This window comes from Peribacillus sp. N1 (assembly GCF_054600815.1).
The window spans coordinates 824,417-844,592 of record NZ_BAAHZO010000001.1 but is presented as its reverse complement, the minus strand read 5'-3'; the positions used below and the strand labels follow the sequence as shown (position 1 = coordinate 844,592).

At 39.3% G+C, this 20,176-nt stretch carries 15 protein-coding genes and 1 other RNA gene; 13 read left to right on the top strand and 3 right to left on the bottom strand.

All coding sequences use genetic code 11. The annotated features are described in order from the left end of the window. Nucleotides 1–75: 75 nt before the first annotated feature. Nucleotides 76–1,170 carry a CdaR family transcriptional regulator gene (locus ACYP5M_RS03975; protein ID WP_434166963.1) on the bottom strand — a complete coding sequence of 365 codons (1,095 nt, stop codon included), beginning with the start codon at nt 1,168–1,170 and terminating at the stop codon, nt 76–78. Nucleotides 1,171–1,471: 301 nt separating this feature from the next. On the opposite strand from ACYP5M_RS03975, the gene ACYP5M_RS03970 reads away from it, so the two are divergent. The 4 genes from ACYP5M_RS03970 to ACYP5M_RS03955 all read left to right on the top strand — a co-directional run bounded on the left by ACYP5M_RS03970 (nt 1,472) and on the right by ACYP5M_RS03955 (nt 5,457). Next, complete coding sequence (locus ACYP5M_RS03970) at nt 1,472–2,617, top strand: glycerate kinase (protein WP_434166962.1); 1,146 nt, start codon at nt 1,472–1,474, stop codon at nt 2,615–2,617. Nucleotides 2,618–2,623: 6 nt separating this feature from the next. Continuing rightward, nucleotides 2,624–3,970 carry a GntP family permease gene (locus ACYP5M_RS03965; protein ID WP_101222202.1) on the top strand — a complete coding sequence of 449 codons (1,347 nt, stop codon included), beginning with the start codon at nt 2,624–2,626 and terminating at the stop codon, nt 3,968–3,970. A gap of 160 nt (nt 3,971–4,130) precedes the next feature. Next, nucleotides 4,131–4,478, top strand: a complete 348-nt coding sequence (locus ACYP5M_RS03960) for a PadR family transcriptional regulator (protein WP_034306796.1) — start codon at nt 4,131–4,133, stop codon at nt 4,476–4,478. Next, complete coding sequence (locus ACYP5M_RS03955; RefSeq protein ID WP_434166961.1) at nt 4,465–5,457, top strand: HAAS signaling domain-containing protein; 993 nt, start codon at nt 4,465–4,467, stop codon at nt 5,455–5,457. Before ACYP5M_RS03960 ends, ACYP5M_RS03955 begins: the two co-directional genes overlap by 14 nt. A 133-nt stretch (nt 5,458–5,590) precedes the next feature. Here the strand turns inward: ACYP5M_RS03955 and ACYP5M_RS03950 are convergent, their stop codons facing one another. After that, nucleotides 5,591–6,121 carry an IseA DL-endopeptidase inhibitor family protein gene (locus ACYP5M_RS03950; protein ID WP_230175935.1) on the bottom strand — a complete coding sequence of 177 codons (531 nt, stop codon included), beginning with the start codon at nt 6,119–6,121 and terminating at the stop codon, nt 5,591–5,593. 665 nt (nt 6,122–6,786) lie between these two features. Here ACYP5M_RS03950 and ACYP5M_RS03945 point away from each other — a divergent pair. The 5 genes from ACYP5M_RS03945 (at nt 6,787) to ssrS (ending at nt 11,991) form a co-directional block, all read left to right on the top strand. Beyond that, complete coding sequence (locus ACYP5M_RS03945) at nt 6,787–7,179, top strand: sporulation protein (protein WP_230175936.1); 393 nt, start codon at nt 6,787–6,789, stop codon at nt 7,177–7,179. Nucleotides 7,180–7,201: 22 nt separating this feature from the next. Beyond that, a complete protein-coding gene (locus tag ACYP5M_RS03940; RefSeq protein WP_434166960.1) occupies nt 7,202–8,083 on the top strand; it encodes a mechanosensitive ion channel family protein in 882 nt (293 codons plus the stop codon). Between the two features lie 650 nt (nt 8,084–8,733). Then, nucleotides 8,734–9,987, top strand: a complete 1,254-nt coding sequence (locus tag ACYP5M_RS03935; RefSeq protein WP_101222199.1) for an MFS transporter — start codon at nt 8,734–8,736, stop codon at nt 9,985–9,987. Nucleotides 9,988–10,199: 212 nt separating this feature from the next. Continuing rightward, entirely contained in the window at nt 10,200–11,681 is a 1,482-nt protein-coding gene (locus tag ACYP5M_RS03930; RefSeq protein ID WP_459734682.1) for a UDP-N-acetylmuramoyl-L-alanyl-D-glutamate--2,6-diaminopimelate ligase, read from the top strand. Between the two features lie 123 nt (nt 11,682–11,804). Beyond that, nucleotides 11,805–11,991, top strand: a non-coding RNA gene (gene ssrS / locus ACYP5M_RS03925) — 6S RNA. A gap of 145 nt (nt 11,992–12,136) precedes the next feature. Here the strand turns inward: ssrS and ACYP5M_RS03920 are convergent. Further along, entirely contained in the window at nt 12,137–12,679 is a 543-nt protein-coding gene (locus ACYP5M_RS03920) for a ribonuclease H-like YkuK family protein (RefSeq protein WP_230175939.1), read from the bottom strand. A 696-nt stretch (nt 12,680–13,375) separates the two neighbouring features. Here ACYP5M_RS03920 and ACYP5M_RS03915 point away from each other — a divergent pair. From ACYP5M_RS03915 to cobA, 4 genes are all read left to right on the top strand, one after another. Continuing rightward, entirely contained in the window at nt 13,376–14,581 is a 1,206-nt protein-coding gene (locus tag ACYP5M_RS03915) for a nitrate/nitrite transporter (RefSeq protein ID WP_459734681.1), read from the top strand. A gap of 54 nt (nt 14,582–14,635) precedes the next feature. Beyond that, on the top strand, nt 14,636–16,957 hold the full coding sequence (gene nirB / locus ACYP5M_RS03910; protein WP_459734680.1) for a nitrite reductase large subunit NirB: 2,322 nt from the start codon (nt 14,636–14,638) through the stop codon (nt 16,955–16,957). An 87-nt stretch (nt 16,958–17,044) separates the two neighbouring features. Next, on the top strand, nt 17,045–19,195 hold the full coding sequence (gene nasC / locus ACYP5M_RS03905; protein ID WP_459734679.1) for an assimilatory nitrate reductase catalytic subunit NasC: 2,151 nt from the start codon (nt 17,045–17,047) through the stop codon (nt 19,193–19,195). Nucleotides 19,196–19,305: 110 nt separating this feature from the next. Beyond that, nucleotides 19,306–20,076, top strand: coding sequence for a uroporphyrinogen-III C-methyltransferase (gene cobA / locus ACYP5M_RS03900; protein WP_459734678.1), 771 nt, complete (start codon nt 19,306–19,308; stop codon nt 20,074–20,076). Nucleotides 20,077–20,176 lie beyond the last annotated feature (100 nt).

The following is a 20,176-nucleotide window of genomic DNA, read 5'->3' as shown; positions in this document are numbered from 1 at the left end:
GAATTCCAACGCAAGGTTTTTATAGGGATGGAACGAAAATAATTTAAATAGGCAATATTGTTCTCACAATTTCTTTCAACTTCTCCTTTTCGATTGGCTTACCCAAATGGCTAACTGTAAAGTTATGGCATCATGCAGCACCTGTGGATTATATCCGGTAATGTCCTTGATTTTTTTTAATCGGTATATAAGGGAATTACGATGGATATACATTCTTTTTGCACATTCCCCAATATTTAAGTTACTAAGAAAAAATTGTTGCAGAGTCTCAATCAACTTTTCGGATAAGCTGCCTAAAATTCTTTTCTGAAATTGCTGTTTGGTCCGCTCATCTATCCTTTCCAACAGTGCTTTTGTTTCCACATCAGTATATCTAGTTAAAGCTTGATCGGCTTCACCTAGTAAAAGTGCCGCTTCAGCTTCGCGGAAAGAGTGGACGATGTATGATTCCTTATCCACAATAGAGCCCAAACCGATTCGTATAACGAAGCCTTTTGCTTTAAATTTTTTGATGGCTGAATCCAGGCATTTGTCAATGTTATTTCCGCTAAGCGCCGTAGTGAGAATGAAAACCCGATTCACATTCAGGAACCCAACAAGGGCTTGATGGGAACCAAAAACAGTTTCAGTCATTTGAATCAGCTCATTCTTATTTAACGGATTTAATTTCATTTCCATTACCCCCACTTGATAGGGAGGTTCTAATTTCATTCCAATCAGTTCAAGTCTCTGATCAATCGAATGCTGATTGATATCTTCCTTTAATAAGTCTTCAAATACCAATTCTTTCAAGTGTTGTTTCCATTCGAGTTGTTCCGCCATAAAAGCTTGATGAAGCATCATTTCCGTTATCATTTTCACCAATTCGCCGAATTCCAAAAGTTCAGTCGGATCTCCGGTGATCCCGATGACTCCTATAATTACATTTTGAAAATTAATAGGCAAATTAATTCCAGGAAGGACACCTACCCATTGATGACGATCAGTTTCGGGAATGATTAACGGCTTTCCCGTTTTCAGTACTTCCATTGCTCCTAAATGCAATTGGTCGATGCGTTCATGATTTCCGGAAGCGATGATGATTCCTTTATCATCCATAATATTAATATTTCTGTTAAGTCTATTGGTGGTTTGTTTGACAATTTCCATTGCAATTTCTTGGGTCAGCATTCAAGTCATCCTTCTAGAGTTTTTTTATTTGCTAACAGAATGGTGATCATATTTCATGCAAACAAGCTATGATTTTTCATGTAAAGGGGGATTGTCGATAGTTTAAACCTTTAGCTATCTTATACTTTAGGAAAATGGGAAAATAACAGAAAACTTTCCAGAAAGATCATTTTTTATATATAGTATAGCCAAAAAAATCCAATATGTCATACTAATTTTCGTTTAGAATGAACGATGATTAAAATATTTCTGAAGATTATAATTAAATTGATATAAAAATATATTCAAAGGGGAACTGAGCATGAAAATTGTTATTGCACCAGATTCCTATAAAGGAAGTTTATCAGCAACAGAAGCTTCAAAAGCTATTGAGCGAGGAGTCAGGAAGGCACTGCCGGATGCGGAGACAGAATTGGTTCCTGCGGCGGATGGCGGGGAAGGTACGCTGGATAGTCTTGTTGCAGCTACAAAAGGACGAAAAGTTGAAGTGACCGTTAAAGGACCTTTACTTGAAGATGTTCAGGCAGCATATGCAATCCTGGGCGATCAAAAAACTTGTGTGATTGAAATGGCTAATGCATCTGGTCTTTGCCTTGTCAATCCAGCTGAGTTGAACCCATTGATCACTACTTCATACGGGACAGGGGAGCTTATTCAAAAAGCATTGAATGATGGCTGTCGAAAGTTCATTTTAGCGATTGGTGGAAGCGCTACCAACGATGGCGGTGTCGGTATGCTCCAGGCTTTGGGAATGAAGGTGTTTGATGAAGAAGGTAAAACTCTGGGATACGGAGGTGCCGAATTATCACGGATATCAGACATTAATACAGAGGATTTTGATTCCAGAGTAGCGGATTCCGAATTTTTGATTGCCTCGGATGTCCAAAATCCGTTAGTCGGTCCAGATGGGGCATCAAGGGTATTCGGACCTCAAAAAGGGGCGACTCCTGACATGGTTGAAATGCTTGATAAAGCTTTATCATCATGGGCTGATTTGGTGGAAATCAAAACAGGCATACACTTGCATGATAAAGCAGGTGCTGGTGCTGCAGGAGGAATTGGAGGTGCATTTCAAGCCTTTTTCCGTGCAGAAACAAAAAGGGGCATAGATATTGTCATGGAGTATACGAAACTGGGTGAAAAATTGTTCGGTGCCGATTGTGTCTTTACCGGTGAGGGCCAAATCGATTACCAGACTGCTTCAGGCAAAACACCCATGGGAGTAGCACAAGAAGCCAAAAAGCATGGTATTCCCGTATTTGTTTTGGCTGGATCGATCGGAACAGGTATTGAAGTTTTATATGACCACGGAATAACGAGTGTTCATAGTTTGGTGAACGCTCCCATGCCATTAAAGGAAGCTATGGAAAGAGGAGCTGAATTGTTGGAATTTTCAGCCGAACAAGTAATGCGGGCTTTTTTGGCAGCGATCAAAAATAGGGGGTAATTTTTTATGTTATTTATTGTTTTGGCCATCGGCGTGTTCTTAATTGTTTTTGCTACAACTAAATTCAAGCTGCATCCGTTCTTATCGCTTCTATTGGGTACTTTATTTGTTGGTTTTGCTTCCGGAATGCCTCTGGATCAGATCGTTGAGAATATCAACGGCGGTTTTGGCGGATTGATGACGAGCATTGGACTTGTAATCGTTTTCGGTACAATAATCGGAACCATTTTGGAAAAGGCCGGGGCCGCATTGCGAATGGCCGAAGTCGTATTGAGGATTGTCGGTCCTAAAAGACCGCAGCTTGCCATGAGTATGATTGGCTTTATCGTATCCATACCCGTTTTTTGTGATTCAGGTTTCGTTATTTTATCGAGCTTAAGAAAAGCATTGGCAAGACGCGCAAAAGTGGCGGTTGCTTCCATGTCAGTTGCGCTTGCAACTGGTTTGTATGCGACACATACACTTGTACCCCCAACTCCGGGGCCAATTGCGGCAGCCGGGAATATCGGAGCGGACGGATACTTGGGGACCGTCATTTTAATAGGTCTTATTACCGCCATTCCAGCTGCACTTGCTGGTTATATATGGTCAATGAAAGTAGCGACCAAGATAGAAGTTGAAGATGACCGAAGTGACCTGGATTACGATTATGATGAAATTGTCCGTTCATTCGGCAAGATGCCTTCTGCCTTACAATCATTTTTACCGATCGTTTTACCGATTGTCCTGATTGGAGCCAGTTCTGTATTAACGCTATTTGGGACGGAAGGGGGGATTGCCGCATTTTTCGTATTCTTGGGCCAGCCGGTCATCGCATTGCTCGTCGGAGTAATTTCCGCTTTGACATTGCTGCCTAAGTATGATGAAGAAACATTAACAAACTGGATAGGAGCCGCCTTATTGGATGCTGCGCCAATTTTATTGATTACCGGGGCGGGCGGAGCATTTGGTACCGTCATTAAAAATACGGGGATTGCAGACATCATCCAAAGTTGGGATATGGGCAGCATCTTTAGTGGTTCCTTGTTCCTGTTGGTCCCGTTCCTAATTGCTGCTGGGCTGAAAACGGCCCAGGGTTCTTCGACAGCATCACTGGTCATCACTTCATCTTTGATTGCACCCATGCTTCCAACGTTGGGTATTGAAGGGGCTGTTCCTCTTGCATTGGTAGTCATGGCTGTTGGAGCAGGTGCGATGACAGTAAGCCATGTAAATGATAGCTTCTTCTGGGTGGTCACCCAATTTAGCGGGATGAAAGTGACGGATGCCTATAAAGCTCAAACAATGGCAACCTTAATACAAGGAGTGGTCACGATTATCACGACGATGATATTGTGGGTCATTCTTGTGTAATATTAATATTTGCAAAAAGGAGAGGCGTGAAACGCTTCTCTTTTTTATGCTTTAAATTAAATATATTTTAATTTTTATGGTGTTGTAAGAACTAAAATAGTGTATGATGCATAGTATAAGGTATGGTGTACGTCACATAGTATAGGGAAGAGGTGATTGGATGAGCACTTTACTGAATTCATTAACCACTGAGCTGCGCAGAGGCACTTTGACGTTAGCTGTTCTGAGTCAGCTCAAAACCCCTCAGTATGGGTACTCGCTTGTCCAGCGTTTAGAGAAGTCGGGAATTACCATTGATCAAAGTACTTTATATCCTTTACTTCGACGCCTGGAAAAACAAGAATTGGTGACCAGCAGCTGGGATACTTCTGAAAGTAGACCGCGCAAGTACTATTCTTTAAGTGATTATGGGGGAGAAATCTTCACTCAGTTAAAGGAAGAATGGGAAAAAACTTCTCAAGAGCTTTATATATTATTAAAAGGAGAGGGAGAAGATGGAGCTGATTGAACTTTATATTCAGGAAGTGACCCGCAGGCTGCCTGAAAAAAACCGGGAGGATATTGGGCTTGAACTTCAATCTACAATCGCAGATATGCTTCCGGAGGATCCCACGGAGCAAGACGTGAAAGCTGTTCTATTAAAATTAGGAGATCCGGTTACACTGGCAAGTGGTTATCGCGATCGGCCGATGCATCTGATTGGACCGCGTTATTATGATTTTTATATCAGTCTGTTGAAAATGATTTTACCAATTGCTGCAGTCATTTCACTGATTGGATTAGTAGGGGATAACCCGTTTCGGGAAATGGGTGATAATACGGTTATGGATGCGGTTTTCACCATAATCGGGAAAGCGATATCAGGTATCATCAGTACAGGTATCCAAGTGTTTTTCTGGCTGACGCTCTCATTTGTCATTTTAGAACGCATGGATACTTCAAAAGATCAGTCCCCTTTAACCAAAGACTTGAAACCATGGACACCGGAAAACCTAAAAGATATACCGAACATTTCAAAGCAAAAAGCGATTTCCATGATCGAGATATTTGCAAGTTTGTTAGGTCTTTCTGTATTCGCGGCCCTTTATTTCAATGCAGCAAACCTGTTAGGCGTCTATGAAAAAAGAAATGACAGTCTCATTTTCGTGACACCTTCTTTTAATCAAGAGGTATTGAATACCTATTGGCTGCCGGTATCTTGCGTCGTTATCATTGGGGTTCTCTTGACAATTTATAAATTATTTTTAAGACAATGGACCCTGAAATTAGCTTTATTCCATGCTATATACCAGCTGTTGTCCACTCTGATTTTCATCATCATCATCAGTAATCCTAATTTATTGAACCCCGAATTCATTGCATACCAAAAAACACTATTTTCAATCGATGATTGGAAAACCTCGATTTACTGGGGTCTCATACTCATCACAATCTTTTTTGCCGCCTATGATTCCTATCAAGGCTTTCGAAAGGCAAAAATCCGTTAAGGCACAGCAACCTAGCTGTGTTTTTTTGTTTTTAAAGTTCCATGATGTGAAAAGATTTCTCAAGATAAAAGGGAAAACAGAAAAACACCTCATATGGAATAGGCATATGAGGCGTTACATTTAAATCAACTATTTATTGAACTGCATCGAACTGATTGACTTTCCAAGTGGATCCGGATTTATAAAAGGTAACCGTTCTTTTTACTGACTCACCGTCGACTGTAGGTACAGTTAAGTTGTAGGACCTAACGTTCAGTTTTTGATAAACCAATTTAATTTTTGCTTTTCTCCACTCCAACATGCTGAAGCCGTCTCCGATTGGACGGGCTAATTTCCCTTTATGGGTAATGTAATTATATTTGGTCAGACCCTTTTCAACTGCATTATTAGTAAATGTCTCTGCTAAGTAGGTAGTCAATTTATCTTTTGTATTAAACTCTTGGCAAAGGTATGAATACTCTGTCCCTTTATAATTGAAAGTTTTTTGTGAACATGAACGGGTTTTATATCCATGTAAAGCATTCCAAAAATGTTTGCTGGCATTATCGGCTATCTTTAATGCATTTGCATCAGACAAATTCTGTGATGTCGTTTTTGCGGTAACCTGACCACTTAGAGTGAAAAATAAAATAATGGATAATAGCATACCTAAAAATTTTTTCATAATTAATCTCCCCAATCCCTAATAGGATACTTATGTAACGAAAGTTTAATAAATATTACAATTGTTACATTTATATTACAACATGATTGGCGCAAGTAAAAGAGAAATCTTGTTAATTTTTAAATATAATTTTAGTTTTCCATTAAATATACATAGTTTGTTCATTTTATTCTTTTTGAAAACGGCGTTTTAAATAGAAGGTCACTGCTGTTACATACTTCATATTCCACGAACTGGCCTATTTAAAACCCAGAAGTTCATTCTTTTTCAATAACGGGACAAGTTGATTCATTATATTTTCATTAATATCAAGTTATGTACAAAGAATTCGAATTTCCCGGGAAGCGCCTAAAAAAAATAAAATATAAAGGTTTGACAAACTTTCTAATCCTACCGTATTATAAATTATATACTTGAATACATTCTCCAAAGGGGAGTAGCTTTTACAACAACGTCGTCATTACGGGGCTCTTTGCTCTCGGTGTTGTTGGCAGCATATTGTTGTTAGCCAGACCTTACCTATTGGTAAAGGTCTATTTTCTTTTAGTAAACCTTTACCAAAATGGTAAAGGTTTTTTTGTAGTCCAGATCAGGCTGCCCTTACGGAAATGTATAAACATGAGGGTTTAGTAGAAAAACAAATAAATATAAATGGAGTGTATTAGTTGATACTGAGAAAATCTTTGTTACTTTTAGGAATAGGTTCTGCACAAATAGATTTAATCCTTCCGAAAAATACGTATAAATCTGGTGAATGCATAAATGGGTATTTCTTGATTAAGGGTGGTACCCTTGCGCAAAGAATAAGGAGGATTGAATGTGATTTGATCATGGATACTCATTCTACCGGATTGGAAGAGATCCTTAAAACGAGCACCATTTTGTCTTCAAGGGAGATAAATTCAGGGGAAAGCAATGAAATTCCTTTTAACTTTTGTCTTCCTATATTGAAGGAGCCTTATAAACGAGGGGTTTCCTACCGTCTTAAAACAAGACTTATCCTTGATAAAGGGATAATAGGCAAGGATGATGACTGGATTTTAATTGATTCTGAATAAAAGTGAAATTGGAGTTGGGAACATGAATGTCTTGAAATTTACAGAGCGGGCTATGGATTATTTGCAAGAATTTTTGTTATTGAGGCTTTTTATATTGGCTTTACTTTTATTGGCCGTTTATTATATTTTGAATAAAATGGTTGAATGGTTCTTTAAAAGATCTAATTTTTTTGTGGAAGAAGTTGAAAGAACGATACAGGGAGTTACCCGGTCTGCTCTTAGATACGGCATAGCAGGACTTTTCCTCATTTATCTGATTGGACAGTTTATAGACATAAAGGGAATCATGGCTGGAGCTGGAATTGTAGGGGTCGTTATCGGATTTGCGGCTCAGCAAATGCTTAAGGATATCTTATTGGGATTTGTAAGGCTTTCAGATAATGAATTCCGGGTGGGGAATTTCGTTACATTCAATGGGACAAGTTCAGGGACAATTGAAGAAATAGGTATCCGGTTCATGCAGATCAGGGAATGGTCAGGAAAATTGCTGACAATCCCTCACAGTGAAATCAGGACAATTCAAAATTTTAATAAAGGGAGAATGCGAATCATTGAGCGTATCACTGTAAGCTACCAAGAAAGTCCAGAAAAGGTAAAACGGCTGTTGGAGGATATATGCCTTATCTGTAATGAGAAGTATGGTGAGACCCTTCTAAGGCTAGAGGATGGTACACCTGAAGAGGATTTTAGATACATCGGCATTACGGATTTAAATCCGAATCTTAAATATGTTGGATATGAACTATGCATTGTGGGACTTGTGAAACCTGATGATTACTTTGAAACATCAAGGAGTGTGAGGTTTGAAATGATGACTGCTCTTCATGAGCATAAAATTCTAATGCCATCTTCCCATTTACTTGTACAGGGAAGTCCTAAACAAGAACATATATTGGAGAATTAAAAGAAGAAACACAATTGCCTGAGGTATTCCGGGACTTATCATGAACTAATGATGGTGAGTGTAAGAAAGGACCGAAATTAGTGATAGTACCCGGGAACTTAAGGATATTAAACGCCTTCTTATAAAGAAAGTATTCGAACGTTGATTGGACCGTATAGCATTCGCTTTCCGCGGGCGGTCCGCCCTTTGCGCCTGTGAGGTCTCCTTTGGACCGCTTTTCCCACAGTAGTCTCGAACTCCCGATCAATAAACTGGAACTTTTTTAAATGAAAAATCTGAAGGCAATCTTGCTTTTTTCGAGTTGTCTCCAATCTGTGGCTTTCTTTTAAAGGGAGCCTTTTTTTATGAGGGGAATTGCACAAACTTTTCTGAAAAATGTTTTTGTTTATAAATTTCACCTTGATTTATCAGATTAAATAGATTATTATCAAATTAGCATAAAATGGAAGGGTGACCTTTAAACAATGATCATTTAATCCTATTCTTTAAGAGAAAAAATGCGTGCTAAATACGAACTTTTTTTCTGGATAGGATTAGTCTGTACTAAAATACAAACAAAGATCATTGTGTTCCGTCCAATAGGGATCTTTTAGTTTGTTAATTTTGTATTGTACTGCCTCCTGTCCAGAAATCTCACAGGAGGTTTTTATATGGAAAAAAACACATCCGTAACATTAAGTAATAAGGAACCTAACATTTTTAAAAATCGTGTATTCCGGGCCATTATCTTTTCTGGCCTGTTTTTACAAATAGGGATATGGGTACGGAATTTTGCAGTTTTGTTATTCGTCATGGAAAAGACAAACGGGGATGCTTTTGCCATTTCCATGATATCAGTAGCGGAATTTGCTCCCATCTTTATTTTTTCATTCATTGGAGGGACGTTTGCGGACCGCTGGAGTCCGAAAAAAACGATGGTTTGGTGTGATATATTAAGTGCAATATCTGTATTTGCTGTGCTAATCTCGCTTATCTTTGGCAGTTGGAAAATGGTATTCTTCGCAACTTTGATTTCGGCGATACTTTCTCAATTTTCTCAGCCATCAGGCATGAAGCTATTTAAGATGCATTTGCCTGAAAGTCAAATTCAGACAGGGATGTCCGTTTATCAGACCGTCTTCGCAGTATTTATGGTTTTAGGTCCGATTCTCGGTACATTTGCCTTCCAATCATTCGGGATAAACATCTCGATTGCGATTACTGGCCTGGCGTTTTTACTTTCAGCTGGAGCACTCGCCTTTCTTCCAAAAGATCGAAAACTGAATGAAGAGACAGCAAAAACAACGTTATGGCAGGAAATGAAAAGCGGAGTGAGCTATGTGTTGCGAAAAAAAGAACTAAGTTTGCTTGGATTATGTTTTCTGGCAGCCGGGCTTGGACTGGGCTTCATTCAGCCACTTTCTATATTTCTCGTTACCGAACAACTGGAACTTCCTAAGGAAAATTTGCAATGGTTATTTATGGTGAATGGGTTTGGTATGATTTTAGGCGGAGCTGGGGTGATGATTTTTGCCAAAAAAGTGGCACCTCAGAGATTATTAGCATTCGGAATGCTTGTGAATGCCATTGGATTAGCGGTAATGGGACTTTCGACAAATCTTTGGATTACACTTACTGCCGAGTTCTTTAATGGACTAATGCTGCCTTGTATCCAAATCGGCATCAATACATTGATATTGCAGAGGACCGAAGGCGAGTTCATCGGAAGGGTCAATGGAATTTTAAGCCCATTATTCACTGGATCGATGGTTTTGACCATGAGTGCGGCAGGCGTGCTGAAAGAGCAATTTTCACTCGTCGCCATATTTGAAACCGCCGCTTTCTTTTTTATTATAGGAATGTTTTTCATTTTGCCATTGTACAATCAAAAGGCCGAATCCAAACCACTGGAAATCCAATCGTAAGTATCCTGCGGTGTGCCCACACCTCTATACAGCAATAGCCAAGAAAAGCAGCCTTATCGGCTGCTTTTCTTTTTACTGTTCAACTAACAAATTCTGGTTTAACAATTATTTTTAGAGTACTGGTAAATACTAAAAATGGCATGTTGGAACTTATGCATTTCATTTTCAAAAAAAGTTAGGTGAATAGCTTAAATGAAAAAGGAGAAAAGTTAATGATCCTTAAAGACATATTGAAAGATGCGATCAACTGGGATTTGCCGAAGGACGTTGAACATATATCCATCGCAGGTGTAACCGATAACTCTAAAGAAATAAAAAAGGGATACCTTTTTGTTGCCGTAACCGGATATAAGTCAGATGGCCATAATTACATTAAAGATGCAATTCGTTTAGGGGCATCAGCTGTGATTGGTGATCGCGATATTAAGGGTTTGGAAATTCCTTTTTTACGAGTGGAGAACAGCCGTAAAGCATTAGGGCTAATCGCCAAAAGGTTTTATGGAGATCCAAGCAAGCAAAAAATAATGATAGGAATTACAGGTACCAATGGAAAAACCACAACGAGTTATATGCTTCAGCAAATATTGAAAGAAAATGGGGTAACCTGTTCCGTCATTGGTACGATACAGCATATTATCAATGGAAACAAAGTCGATTCCCATAATACGACTCCTGGTAGCATGGAGTTGAATTCCTTACTGGCTGCAAGTGGGGACATGGTTGTCATAATGGAAGTGTCTTCACATGGATTAGCTCAATACCGTTTAGAAGGAATTGAATTTGATTTCTGTGTCTTCACGAATTTGTATCATGACCATCTCGACTTCCACGGTACGATGGAGGATTATTTCCTGGCAAAATTACTTCTATTTGCAAAATTGAAACCTAATGGTCTTGCGATCATCAATGGGGATGATTTCTGGGGAGAAAGACTACAAGAATACTTACGGGAAAAGAACGTCAGTGCCTTTGTCTTTGGAAAATCCAATCGCTTCGATTTAACAATCACCAATTATAATACTGCAACAAATCCCTTTATTTTATTGAATGAGAATCATGACTTTGTGAAAATTGAGTTACCTTTACCTGGACTTCATAATTTATATAACGCAACTGCCGCCTATTCCGTAGCGAAGATGTTTCCAATTTCAAAAAAGGAAATTCTCACATCATTGAAACAATTTTCCGGTGTGCCTGGAAGGTTTGAAATGTATAAGAAAGAATATGGACCGACAATCGTCATCGATTATGCACATACTGCAGATGCCATACATCACATGCTTCAAACTGCCAAAGAATGCGGGGCCAAAAAAATTTATCATATCTTTGGTTTCCGAGGTGGACGAGATACAACCAAAAGGGCTGAAATGGTTAAAGTATCATCGGAACATAGTGATGTTTCCATTTTGACGATGGATGATCTGAATTCGGAGGGAATGGAGGGGATGGAATCGTCACTAAATAAACTGAAAAGCGATTACTCTGCTGGAAATGGGAAGGTTATTCCTGATAGAACACTTGCTATACAGGAGGCGATACAAGCTGGAAAGGAAGGGGATTGGATTATAATTACAGGTAAAGGAATTGAGAGGTATGAACAAAATTTTGGACTGCCTACTATTTCTGACAAAGAAACGGTATTATATCTGCAAAATAAAGACGAAGGGGATTTTATCGGTTATTTTGATCAATAGTTTGATTGTAACGAATGCTATTATAAAGGGCTAATACGACGTCCATTCCCTTAGTCAGCCATAGGTTATTAATATGGTGATAATTAACATTGTAACATATGAGGAATTCAAGTATTATAACAATACAAGCTGCACTGTTCGTAATGATAATAAAGTTTTAACCTTTAAGCTGTAATAGGGAGTTTTATATTGAAACAGGAATGTTATGCCTCGTCACTGACTTGGACAACAGGATTATTTCTGCAAACACCCACTTTGAGGAGTGGTGGTTTAAAACTTTCTTACTGAATACGGCAATGGCGGCTTATATCTTTGAATGTTGAAGCCGGTCTCGGTCTGAGGCCGGTTTTTTGCTGTTTTCAAATACCGTACAATAAGAATTGTCTTGATTTATTTTCACAGCCCTTTACAAATTCAGTGTAGGTTGATTTGGAATATTACATTTTCTAAAGACATTACTCTTGTTTTGTATATCGGTTGGCATAACTTGAAGCGACGAAAGCATTGGGTTTGATTTTCGGTTCCACGCCCATGGATTCCATCCTGGCTACCATTTCTTTTACAAACTCACTGGTTTTGTTCCGCTTTCCAATCCCGATATCAATATGCCCCTCCATCGTGAACGTTGCCCCTTGGTATACAGCAGGCAGGACAATATCGATTAATTGGTTTTTTCTTTCTTCTGTGAACAGTGACACGATCTCCTCCGTTAAAGACAATTCTTGGGAAATACGTTCATGTAAATGCAGCATCCTTCTAGGAATCATCACTTTTCTTATACAACCCCATACACCTTTTCCGACCTGCCGTATCACGATGCCCGTAATGAAAACAGTATGTTTTTTATGTACTTGCGAATCTGTACCGACCATTAATCGATAGTTACCGGAAGGGTTCAATTTCATGAACTCAACAATATGAACGAATACCTCTTCAAATGACATGTCTTTTTTCTGAAGATTTTGAAATGGGATGTTATGAAATGGATATTGCTTCATATTATTGCACCCAACCTTTCCCCGGATATAATCAGATTATTAAATCTCATGCCGCTCATAACACATCATATGAAAAAGTTCCTTATTTCGTGCTGTGTGAAGAACCCGCCTTCTAATGAAGATTCAATCATCATTTAAAGCTAATCTCGCTGAATAGATATCACCCCTAGTTTTATTTCTTCTATTTTAAACAAAAAAGACTGTAGGCAAAAGGAGTTCTATCATAATAGTTATAACAAAGTTGATTGGAGCGTGTGTTCGAGACCCCTGCGGGGAAAATGTGGTGTGCCTGGAGTGGAAATTAACGGACAAATATTAAAACTGTAAACAAACTCAATTAAATAGTCGTGTTTATCTACAGTCTGGAAGAGAAGCTTAAGCATTAGGCTTCTCTTTTTTTGTATGGAGAAAATTGAAAAGTTATTGGAGGTATCTTTGGTATATCTCCTGCAATAACTGAAAAGTTAAACAAGCTTGGGACTACACGTCACCTAAGTAAACCACATTATCATTCGATTTATATAGGAAAAACGAAATGAAATTATTAAATTTTAACCAATAACGACTTCAAAGTATTCACATTTTATAACTTACAAAAAAAGTGTGTAATGTTTTCTGACATAAACAAAGAAATCTTGCTTTTATAAGAGTAAAATAAACGAATATTCAATTAATAAAGTATTGGAGAGATGAAAAGTGAAAATATCTGAATTGAAAAAAAGCGGTCATGCTCCGTCATTATTAGCTTCATTCCTTTATTTTGATATCAGTTTTATGATTTGGGTATTATTAGGTGCACTTGGTGTCTATATTACAAGGGATTTCGGGCTTTCCCCAGCTGAAAAAGGCTTGATTGTGGCTATTCCGATTTTGGGAGGCTCGTTTTTTCGAATCGTCCTAGGTTTTTTGACTGATCGCATCGGCCCGCGGAAAACAGCGATCGGCGGGATGCTTGTTACGATGATTCCGCTTTTTTGGGGTTGGTTATTCGGAGAAAGTTTAGCCGAGCTTTATATAATTGGGATTTTGCTCGGAGTGGCAGGTGCAAGTTTTGCTGCAGCACTTCCAATGGCCAGCCGCTGGTACCCCCCGCATTTGCAGGGTCTAGCTATGGGCATTGCGGGAGCCGGTAACAGCGGAACTCTTTTTGCGACATTGTTTGGACCGCTTATTGCAGAGTCTCTTGGCTGGCATAATGTTATGGGATTAGCTTTGATTCCTTTAACCATCGTGTTTGTCATTTATATTTTAATCGCAAAAGACGCACCATCTCAACCGCCTGCAAAACCGCTCAAGGAATATTTCAATGTATTTAAAATAAGGGATACCTGGTATTTCTGTATTCTTTACAGTGTGACTTTTGGGGGCTTTGTCGGGTTTACCAGCTTTTTAAGCATCTTTTTTGTTGATGAGTATGGGCTAACACGAATTAGGGCTGGGGAATTTGTTACATTATGTGTCATCGCTGGAAGCTTCTTTCGTCCCGTCGGAGGATATATTGCCGATAAAATAGGTGGAGTTAAGCTGCTTATGTTTTTATTTATTGGACTCACATTATGTATGTTTGGGATTAGTTTTCTTTATTCCCTTACTGTCGTTACGATTCTGTTGTTCATCGGAATGCTATTTCTCGGTATGGGCAACGGGGCTGTCTTTCAGTTAGTTCCACAGCGATTTTCAAAAGAAATTGGTTTTATCACAGGAATTGTAGGAGCTGCCGGAGGTGTTGGCGGATTCTTGGTTCCAAACATACTAGGAACGTTAAAACAGATTACTGGCACATATGCTACAGGATTTTTAGTATTTTCCGCAGTTGGAATCGCGGCGTTGCTTATCCTGGGTCTAGCTCAGCTTTCATGGAAAAAAACGTGGGTACTCGGAAAGAATTCAGTTAAGATTTAGAACTTTGTTTACTAATTATATCGGCTTGTTTCAGTACTTATTTGGGGGGATAAAATGTTTAAACAAAAACTGGTCCTTATAGGGAACGGAATGGCGGGATTACGCTGTGTTGAATCAATTATCAGGAATGATCCGGCTGCTTTTGAGATTACTGTTTTCGGCAGTGAACCACACGTCAACTATAACCGAATCTTATTGTCGACTGTGCTCCAAGGCAACACTTCTTTTGAAGATATTACGATAAATGATCGAAACTGGTATACGAAGAACAATATCCAATTGTTCACAGGGGAAACGGTTGTAAAAATTGATAAAGAGACTCGGAAGTTAAAAACGGACAAGGAACGGGAAGTTTACTACGATAAGCTGATAATTGCCACAGGTTCTGTCCCGTTTATTCTTCCTGTTACCGGTGTTGATAAAGAAGGCGTCATTGCATTTCGGACGATTGAAGATTGCCAAAAGATGATTGAAACTTCACGCAAATATAAAAAAGCTGTCGTTATTGGAGGGGGTTTATTAGGTTTAGAAGCAGCGAGAGGGCTGTTAAACCTTGGTATGGAAGTGCATGTCGTTCATATTGCTGACCATTTAATGGAAAGGCAGCTTGATTCAAAGGCATCACTTTTGCTGCAAAAAGAGTTGGAAAACCAGGGAATGAACTTTCTTTTGAAAAAGGAAACACAGGAGTTAATCGGCAACGAACGTGTAGAGCGCGTCCGTTTTAAAGACGGAACGGAGCTGGAAGCAGATTTGGTCGTTATGGCTGTGGGAGTCAGACCGAATATTCAGTTGGCCAAAGAAAGCGGAATTGATACAAATCGTGCCATTATTGTAAACGATTATTTAGAAACCAGCATCCCAAATATTTATGCGGTTGGTGAATGTGCTGAACATCAAGGCATTGTTTATGGACTGGTGAAACCTCTATATGAACAAGGTGAAGTGCTGGCAAAGCATATTTGTGAGATGAAATGCAATGGATACCAAGGCTCGGTCCTGTCCACCCAGTTGAAAATATCAGGAGTTGAGTTATTCTCTGTTGGAGATTTCATTGGTGATGTAACAACGAAATCAATCACAACTATTGATGAATTAGATGGTGTTTATAAAAAGGTGGTTTTTCAAGGGAAAAAAATAATAGGTGCTGTGCTGTATGGAGATACAAACATCAGCTCGCGATTACTCGATATGATTTTAAAGCGCCAAGTAGTATCATCAGGGGAAAAGCGTGCACTGTTCCAATCACCAAGTACGGGTGAGGGAATAATCGCTTCGATGGCAAACCATGAAATCATGTGCAATTGTAATGCTGTTTCAAAAGGTGCAATCATTGAAGCGGTTCAAAAAAAGGGATTAACAACAGTGGAACAAGTTAAACAATGCACAAAGGCTACCGGTTCTTGTGGTGGATGTAAGCCGGCAGTTACCGAGCTTTTGACCTATATTCAAAGTAATCTCTCTACTCAGGATGAGAAACAAACTGCGTTTTGCTCATGTACGACATTAACGGAAGATGAAGTCGTGTATAAAATGCAGCTCCAAGACTTAAAAACTGTCGAAGAAGCGATGGATGTTCTTCAATGGGGAAATGACGGAGGCTGTTCAACTTGCCGGCCGGCCCTTAGCTATTATTTAGGGATGATTCACCCAGAATACGAGATCAGGCAGCAAACCCTATTCATAAATGAAAAAAAGAATGCAACAGTTCAAAGTGATAATCGATACTCTATTATCCCGCAAATGTACGGCGGGATGACGAATGCGAAAGACTTGCGAAAAATTGCAAATGTTGCAGATAAATATGATATATCTCATGTGGCGGTAACAAGTGAACAAAGGATTCATTTAATGGGTGTGAAAAAAGAAGACCTTCCAGGTGTGTGGGCTGATTTAGACATGCCGTTAAGTTCGAAATATGGTAACACCGTTCAAAACGTCAAAACATGTATCGGTGAGAATGTTTGCTCTTGTGAAAAACAGCAATCCCTTTTACTTGCTGTAGATTTGGAAAAAAGATTGGAGCATGTATCAACACCTTATCGTATTAAGATGGGCATATCTGCTTGTATGCATAACGGTGCAGGATCAACAACGAAAGATATAGGTGTCATGGGCGTTGACAGGGGCTGGGAAATATATGTGGGCGGAAGCAGCGGACGTAATATTCGTGCCGGTGAACTGTTATGTATAGCCGGGACAAATGATGAAGCAATTGAAATCATCATCGGCTTTATTCAATATTATCGTGAAACAGCCAATTACTTAGAACGGACTTGGCAATGGATTGAACGAGTGGGTTTAATTCATGTTAGAGAAGTTTTGTTTGATAATGAACTTAGCCAGCAACTATCCCAACGATTGGAAATGGCGTAGATGAGTGAATGAACTAAGTGGAAATACCTTTAGATAAACGGATAATGTTTGTACCAGAAGAAATCAAAGAGTAAAGGGGGAGCAGCCTTGACTGAATTATTATTAAAATATTTCCGCACGAAGCAACAAGAGGTCCAATCAGAAAAACGGTATGAAACACAATGTCCATTTTGCAGTATGCAATGTAAGATGCAGCTATTGGAACAAACAATAGTGACAAGAAAAAAGTATATGACGATTGGAAAAGATAATCCAACCTCAGAGGGGCGCTTATGCATTAAAGGAATGAATGCACACCAACATGCATTGCATAACGACCGAATCAAATACCCATTACTTAAAAAAAATGGTGAATTTATTCGAATATCTTGGGAGGAGGCATTAAATCACATTAAGGAGAATTTCACAAGAATTCAAGCGGAAGATGGTGTAAATGCCTTATCTGTATATGGGAGTGCATCCATTTCAAATGAAGAAGCATATTTGCTTGGAAAATTTGCAAGAGTAGCTTTAAAAACAAAGTATATAGATTATAATGGCCGATTGTGCATGTCCGCAGCTGCTTCGGCAGCAAGCCAAACGTTTGGTATGGACAGGGGCCTTACCAACAGCTTATCAGAGGTTCCGTTTACAAAGTGCATTATCTTGGCGGGCACGAATATTGCGGAATGCCAGCCGACAATCATGCCTTACTTCGAAAAAGCGAAACAAAATGGGGCATATATCATTGCTGTAGATCCAAGAGAAACAGCAACAACGAAAATGGCCGACTTACATCTAAAAGTAAAACCAGGGATGGATGCCGCCTTGGCAAACGGATTATTGAAAGTGATCATTGAAGAAGGTTTTACTGATGAAGCATTTATCCGGGACCGTGCAAATGGCTACAACGAAGTTAAAGAGTATGTTACATCTTTAAAGTTGGAGGAAATTGCAGAAATGACAGGGGTGCCTATCGACCAAATTCAAAAAGCGGCTGCAATGTTCGGTAAAGAAGAATCAGGAATGATTTTTACAGCAAGGGGAGTTGAACAGCAAACAGATGGTTCAGCCGCCGTTCGTAATTTTCTTAATATTCTTATTGCTACAGGGAAAATAGGGAAAATGAATTCGGGTTATGGAGCTATCACTGGACAGGGAAATGGGCAGGGAGCAAGAGAACATGGCCAAAAGGCAGACCAGCTGCCGGGGTATCGTATGATTGAAAATGAGGAACATAGATTACATATTGCAAGAATATGGGGAATTGATGAAGCTGATTTGCCGCGTAAAGGTGTATCGGCATACGAGATGATAGAGAAGATAAATGAAGGTGAAATTACAGGCATGTTTTTAATGTGTTCCAATCCAATTGTTTCAAATCCCAATGCTAACTTTGTCAAAAAGGCTTTGAAAAAATTAAAGTTTCTTGTCGCAGTAGACATGTTCGTTTCTGAAACTGCTAGATTGGCAGATTTAATTTTACCTACTTCGTCTTATTTAGAGGATGAAGGAACGATGACAAATTTAGAAGGACGGGTGACCTTGCGGGAAGCCAGTTTTTCCTCCCCTGGGGAAGTGAAGCATGATTGGCAAATCATTTGTGATATAGCAAAAGCTCTTGGAAAAGAGGAGTATTTCCCCTTTCAATCTGCGAAAGAGATTTTCGAAGAATTGAGAGTGGCAAGCCGCGGGGGGACCGCTGATTATTATGGTATAACATATGATCGATTAAGAAAAGAAGGAGGCATATTGTGGCCATGCCCAACCATTGACCATAAAGGGACAAAAAGGTTATTCGAAAAGTCCTTTGCCCATCCGGATGGAAAGGCGGCCATGGTTGTGGTTAATAATGTGCCTCTTGTTCCAAAAGAACAGCCATGTACGGATTTTCCCCTTTATTTAACAACAGGGAGAATCATGTCACATTATTTAACGGGAGTACAAACGAGAAAAAGCTCATCATTAGCCGCCAGAAATTTCGAATCATATATGGAAATCCATCCGGAAACAGCAAAGAAATATCATATTCCAGACAATACATTGGTGAAAATCGAATCAAGGCGGGGAAGTATTGCTGTAAGAAGCAAATGGTCAGCAACCATTCGCCATGATACAATTTTCGTTCCTTTTCATTGGGCAGACTCACAAAATGTCAATCGCCTCGTTTCACAGGATTTAGACCCGACATGCAAAATGCCTGGCTTCAAAGTCAGTGCTGTAAAAGTTCATCCAATAGTTGAGTTAACGTCTCATTAAGGGAGGTTTTCTTCCCGTTCATCATAATGTATTTTTGGTTTTATCATAATTGAACAGCAGAGCCTGATTACACAGGGCTTTCATGACTAAACAACAAAAGGGGAAAAAGGATGCAAAAAGGTAAGGTCTATATTGTTGGTGCCGGACCTGGTGATCCGGACTTAATTACTGTCAAGGCAATCAAATGCATCGCGGAAGCGGATGTCATCTTGTATGATCGATTGGTAAATCGTGAATTGCTTTTATACGGTAAACCTGAAGCTGAATATATTTATTGCGGTAAAGCGCCTGGTAAACATTATGTCCCTCAAGAGGACATTCACCAATTGTTAATTAGTAAATCAATGGAGGGAAAAACGATTGTTCGTCTAAAAGGGGGAGATCCTTTCATCTTTGGACGAGGCGGTGAGGAAGCAGAAGTACTAGTAAAGCACGGAATTCAATTTGAAATAGTTCCTGGAATCACGTCTGGAATCGCTGCGCCAGCTTATGCTGGAATTCCCGTGACTCACAGGGAACGGGGGAGTTCCTTCGCAATTGTCACGGGACACTGCGTGACCGGCAAACCTGATAACATCAATTGGCATCATTTGGCACATGGTGTTGACACCATTGCAATTTATATGGGTATTAAAAACCTGCCATATATCTGTAAACAATTACAATCCTGCGGAAAGAAGCCTGAAACCGCCATCGCTGTCATTGAACAAGGAACGACAGGTTTTCAACGAACTTTTACAGGAACAATCGACTCAATAGTGGGGATTATTACAAGAGAGCAGGTTGCCAATCCCGCAATGATTGTAATAGGAGAAGTGGTGAAATTATCCGAGAAGCTATCATGGTTTTCAGAGAAGACAAAAGATAAGGAGTTCGCTTAGAAGAGGAATGATTAGCCCAAAAACTTTTACTGTAGTGAAAATAAAAACTGGACATGAAAGTCATCATGTCCAGTTTTTATAGATGTAAAGTGAATTTGTT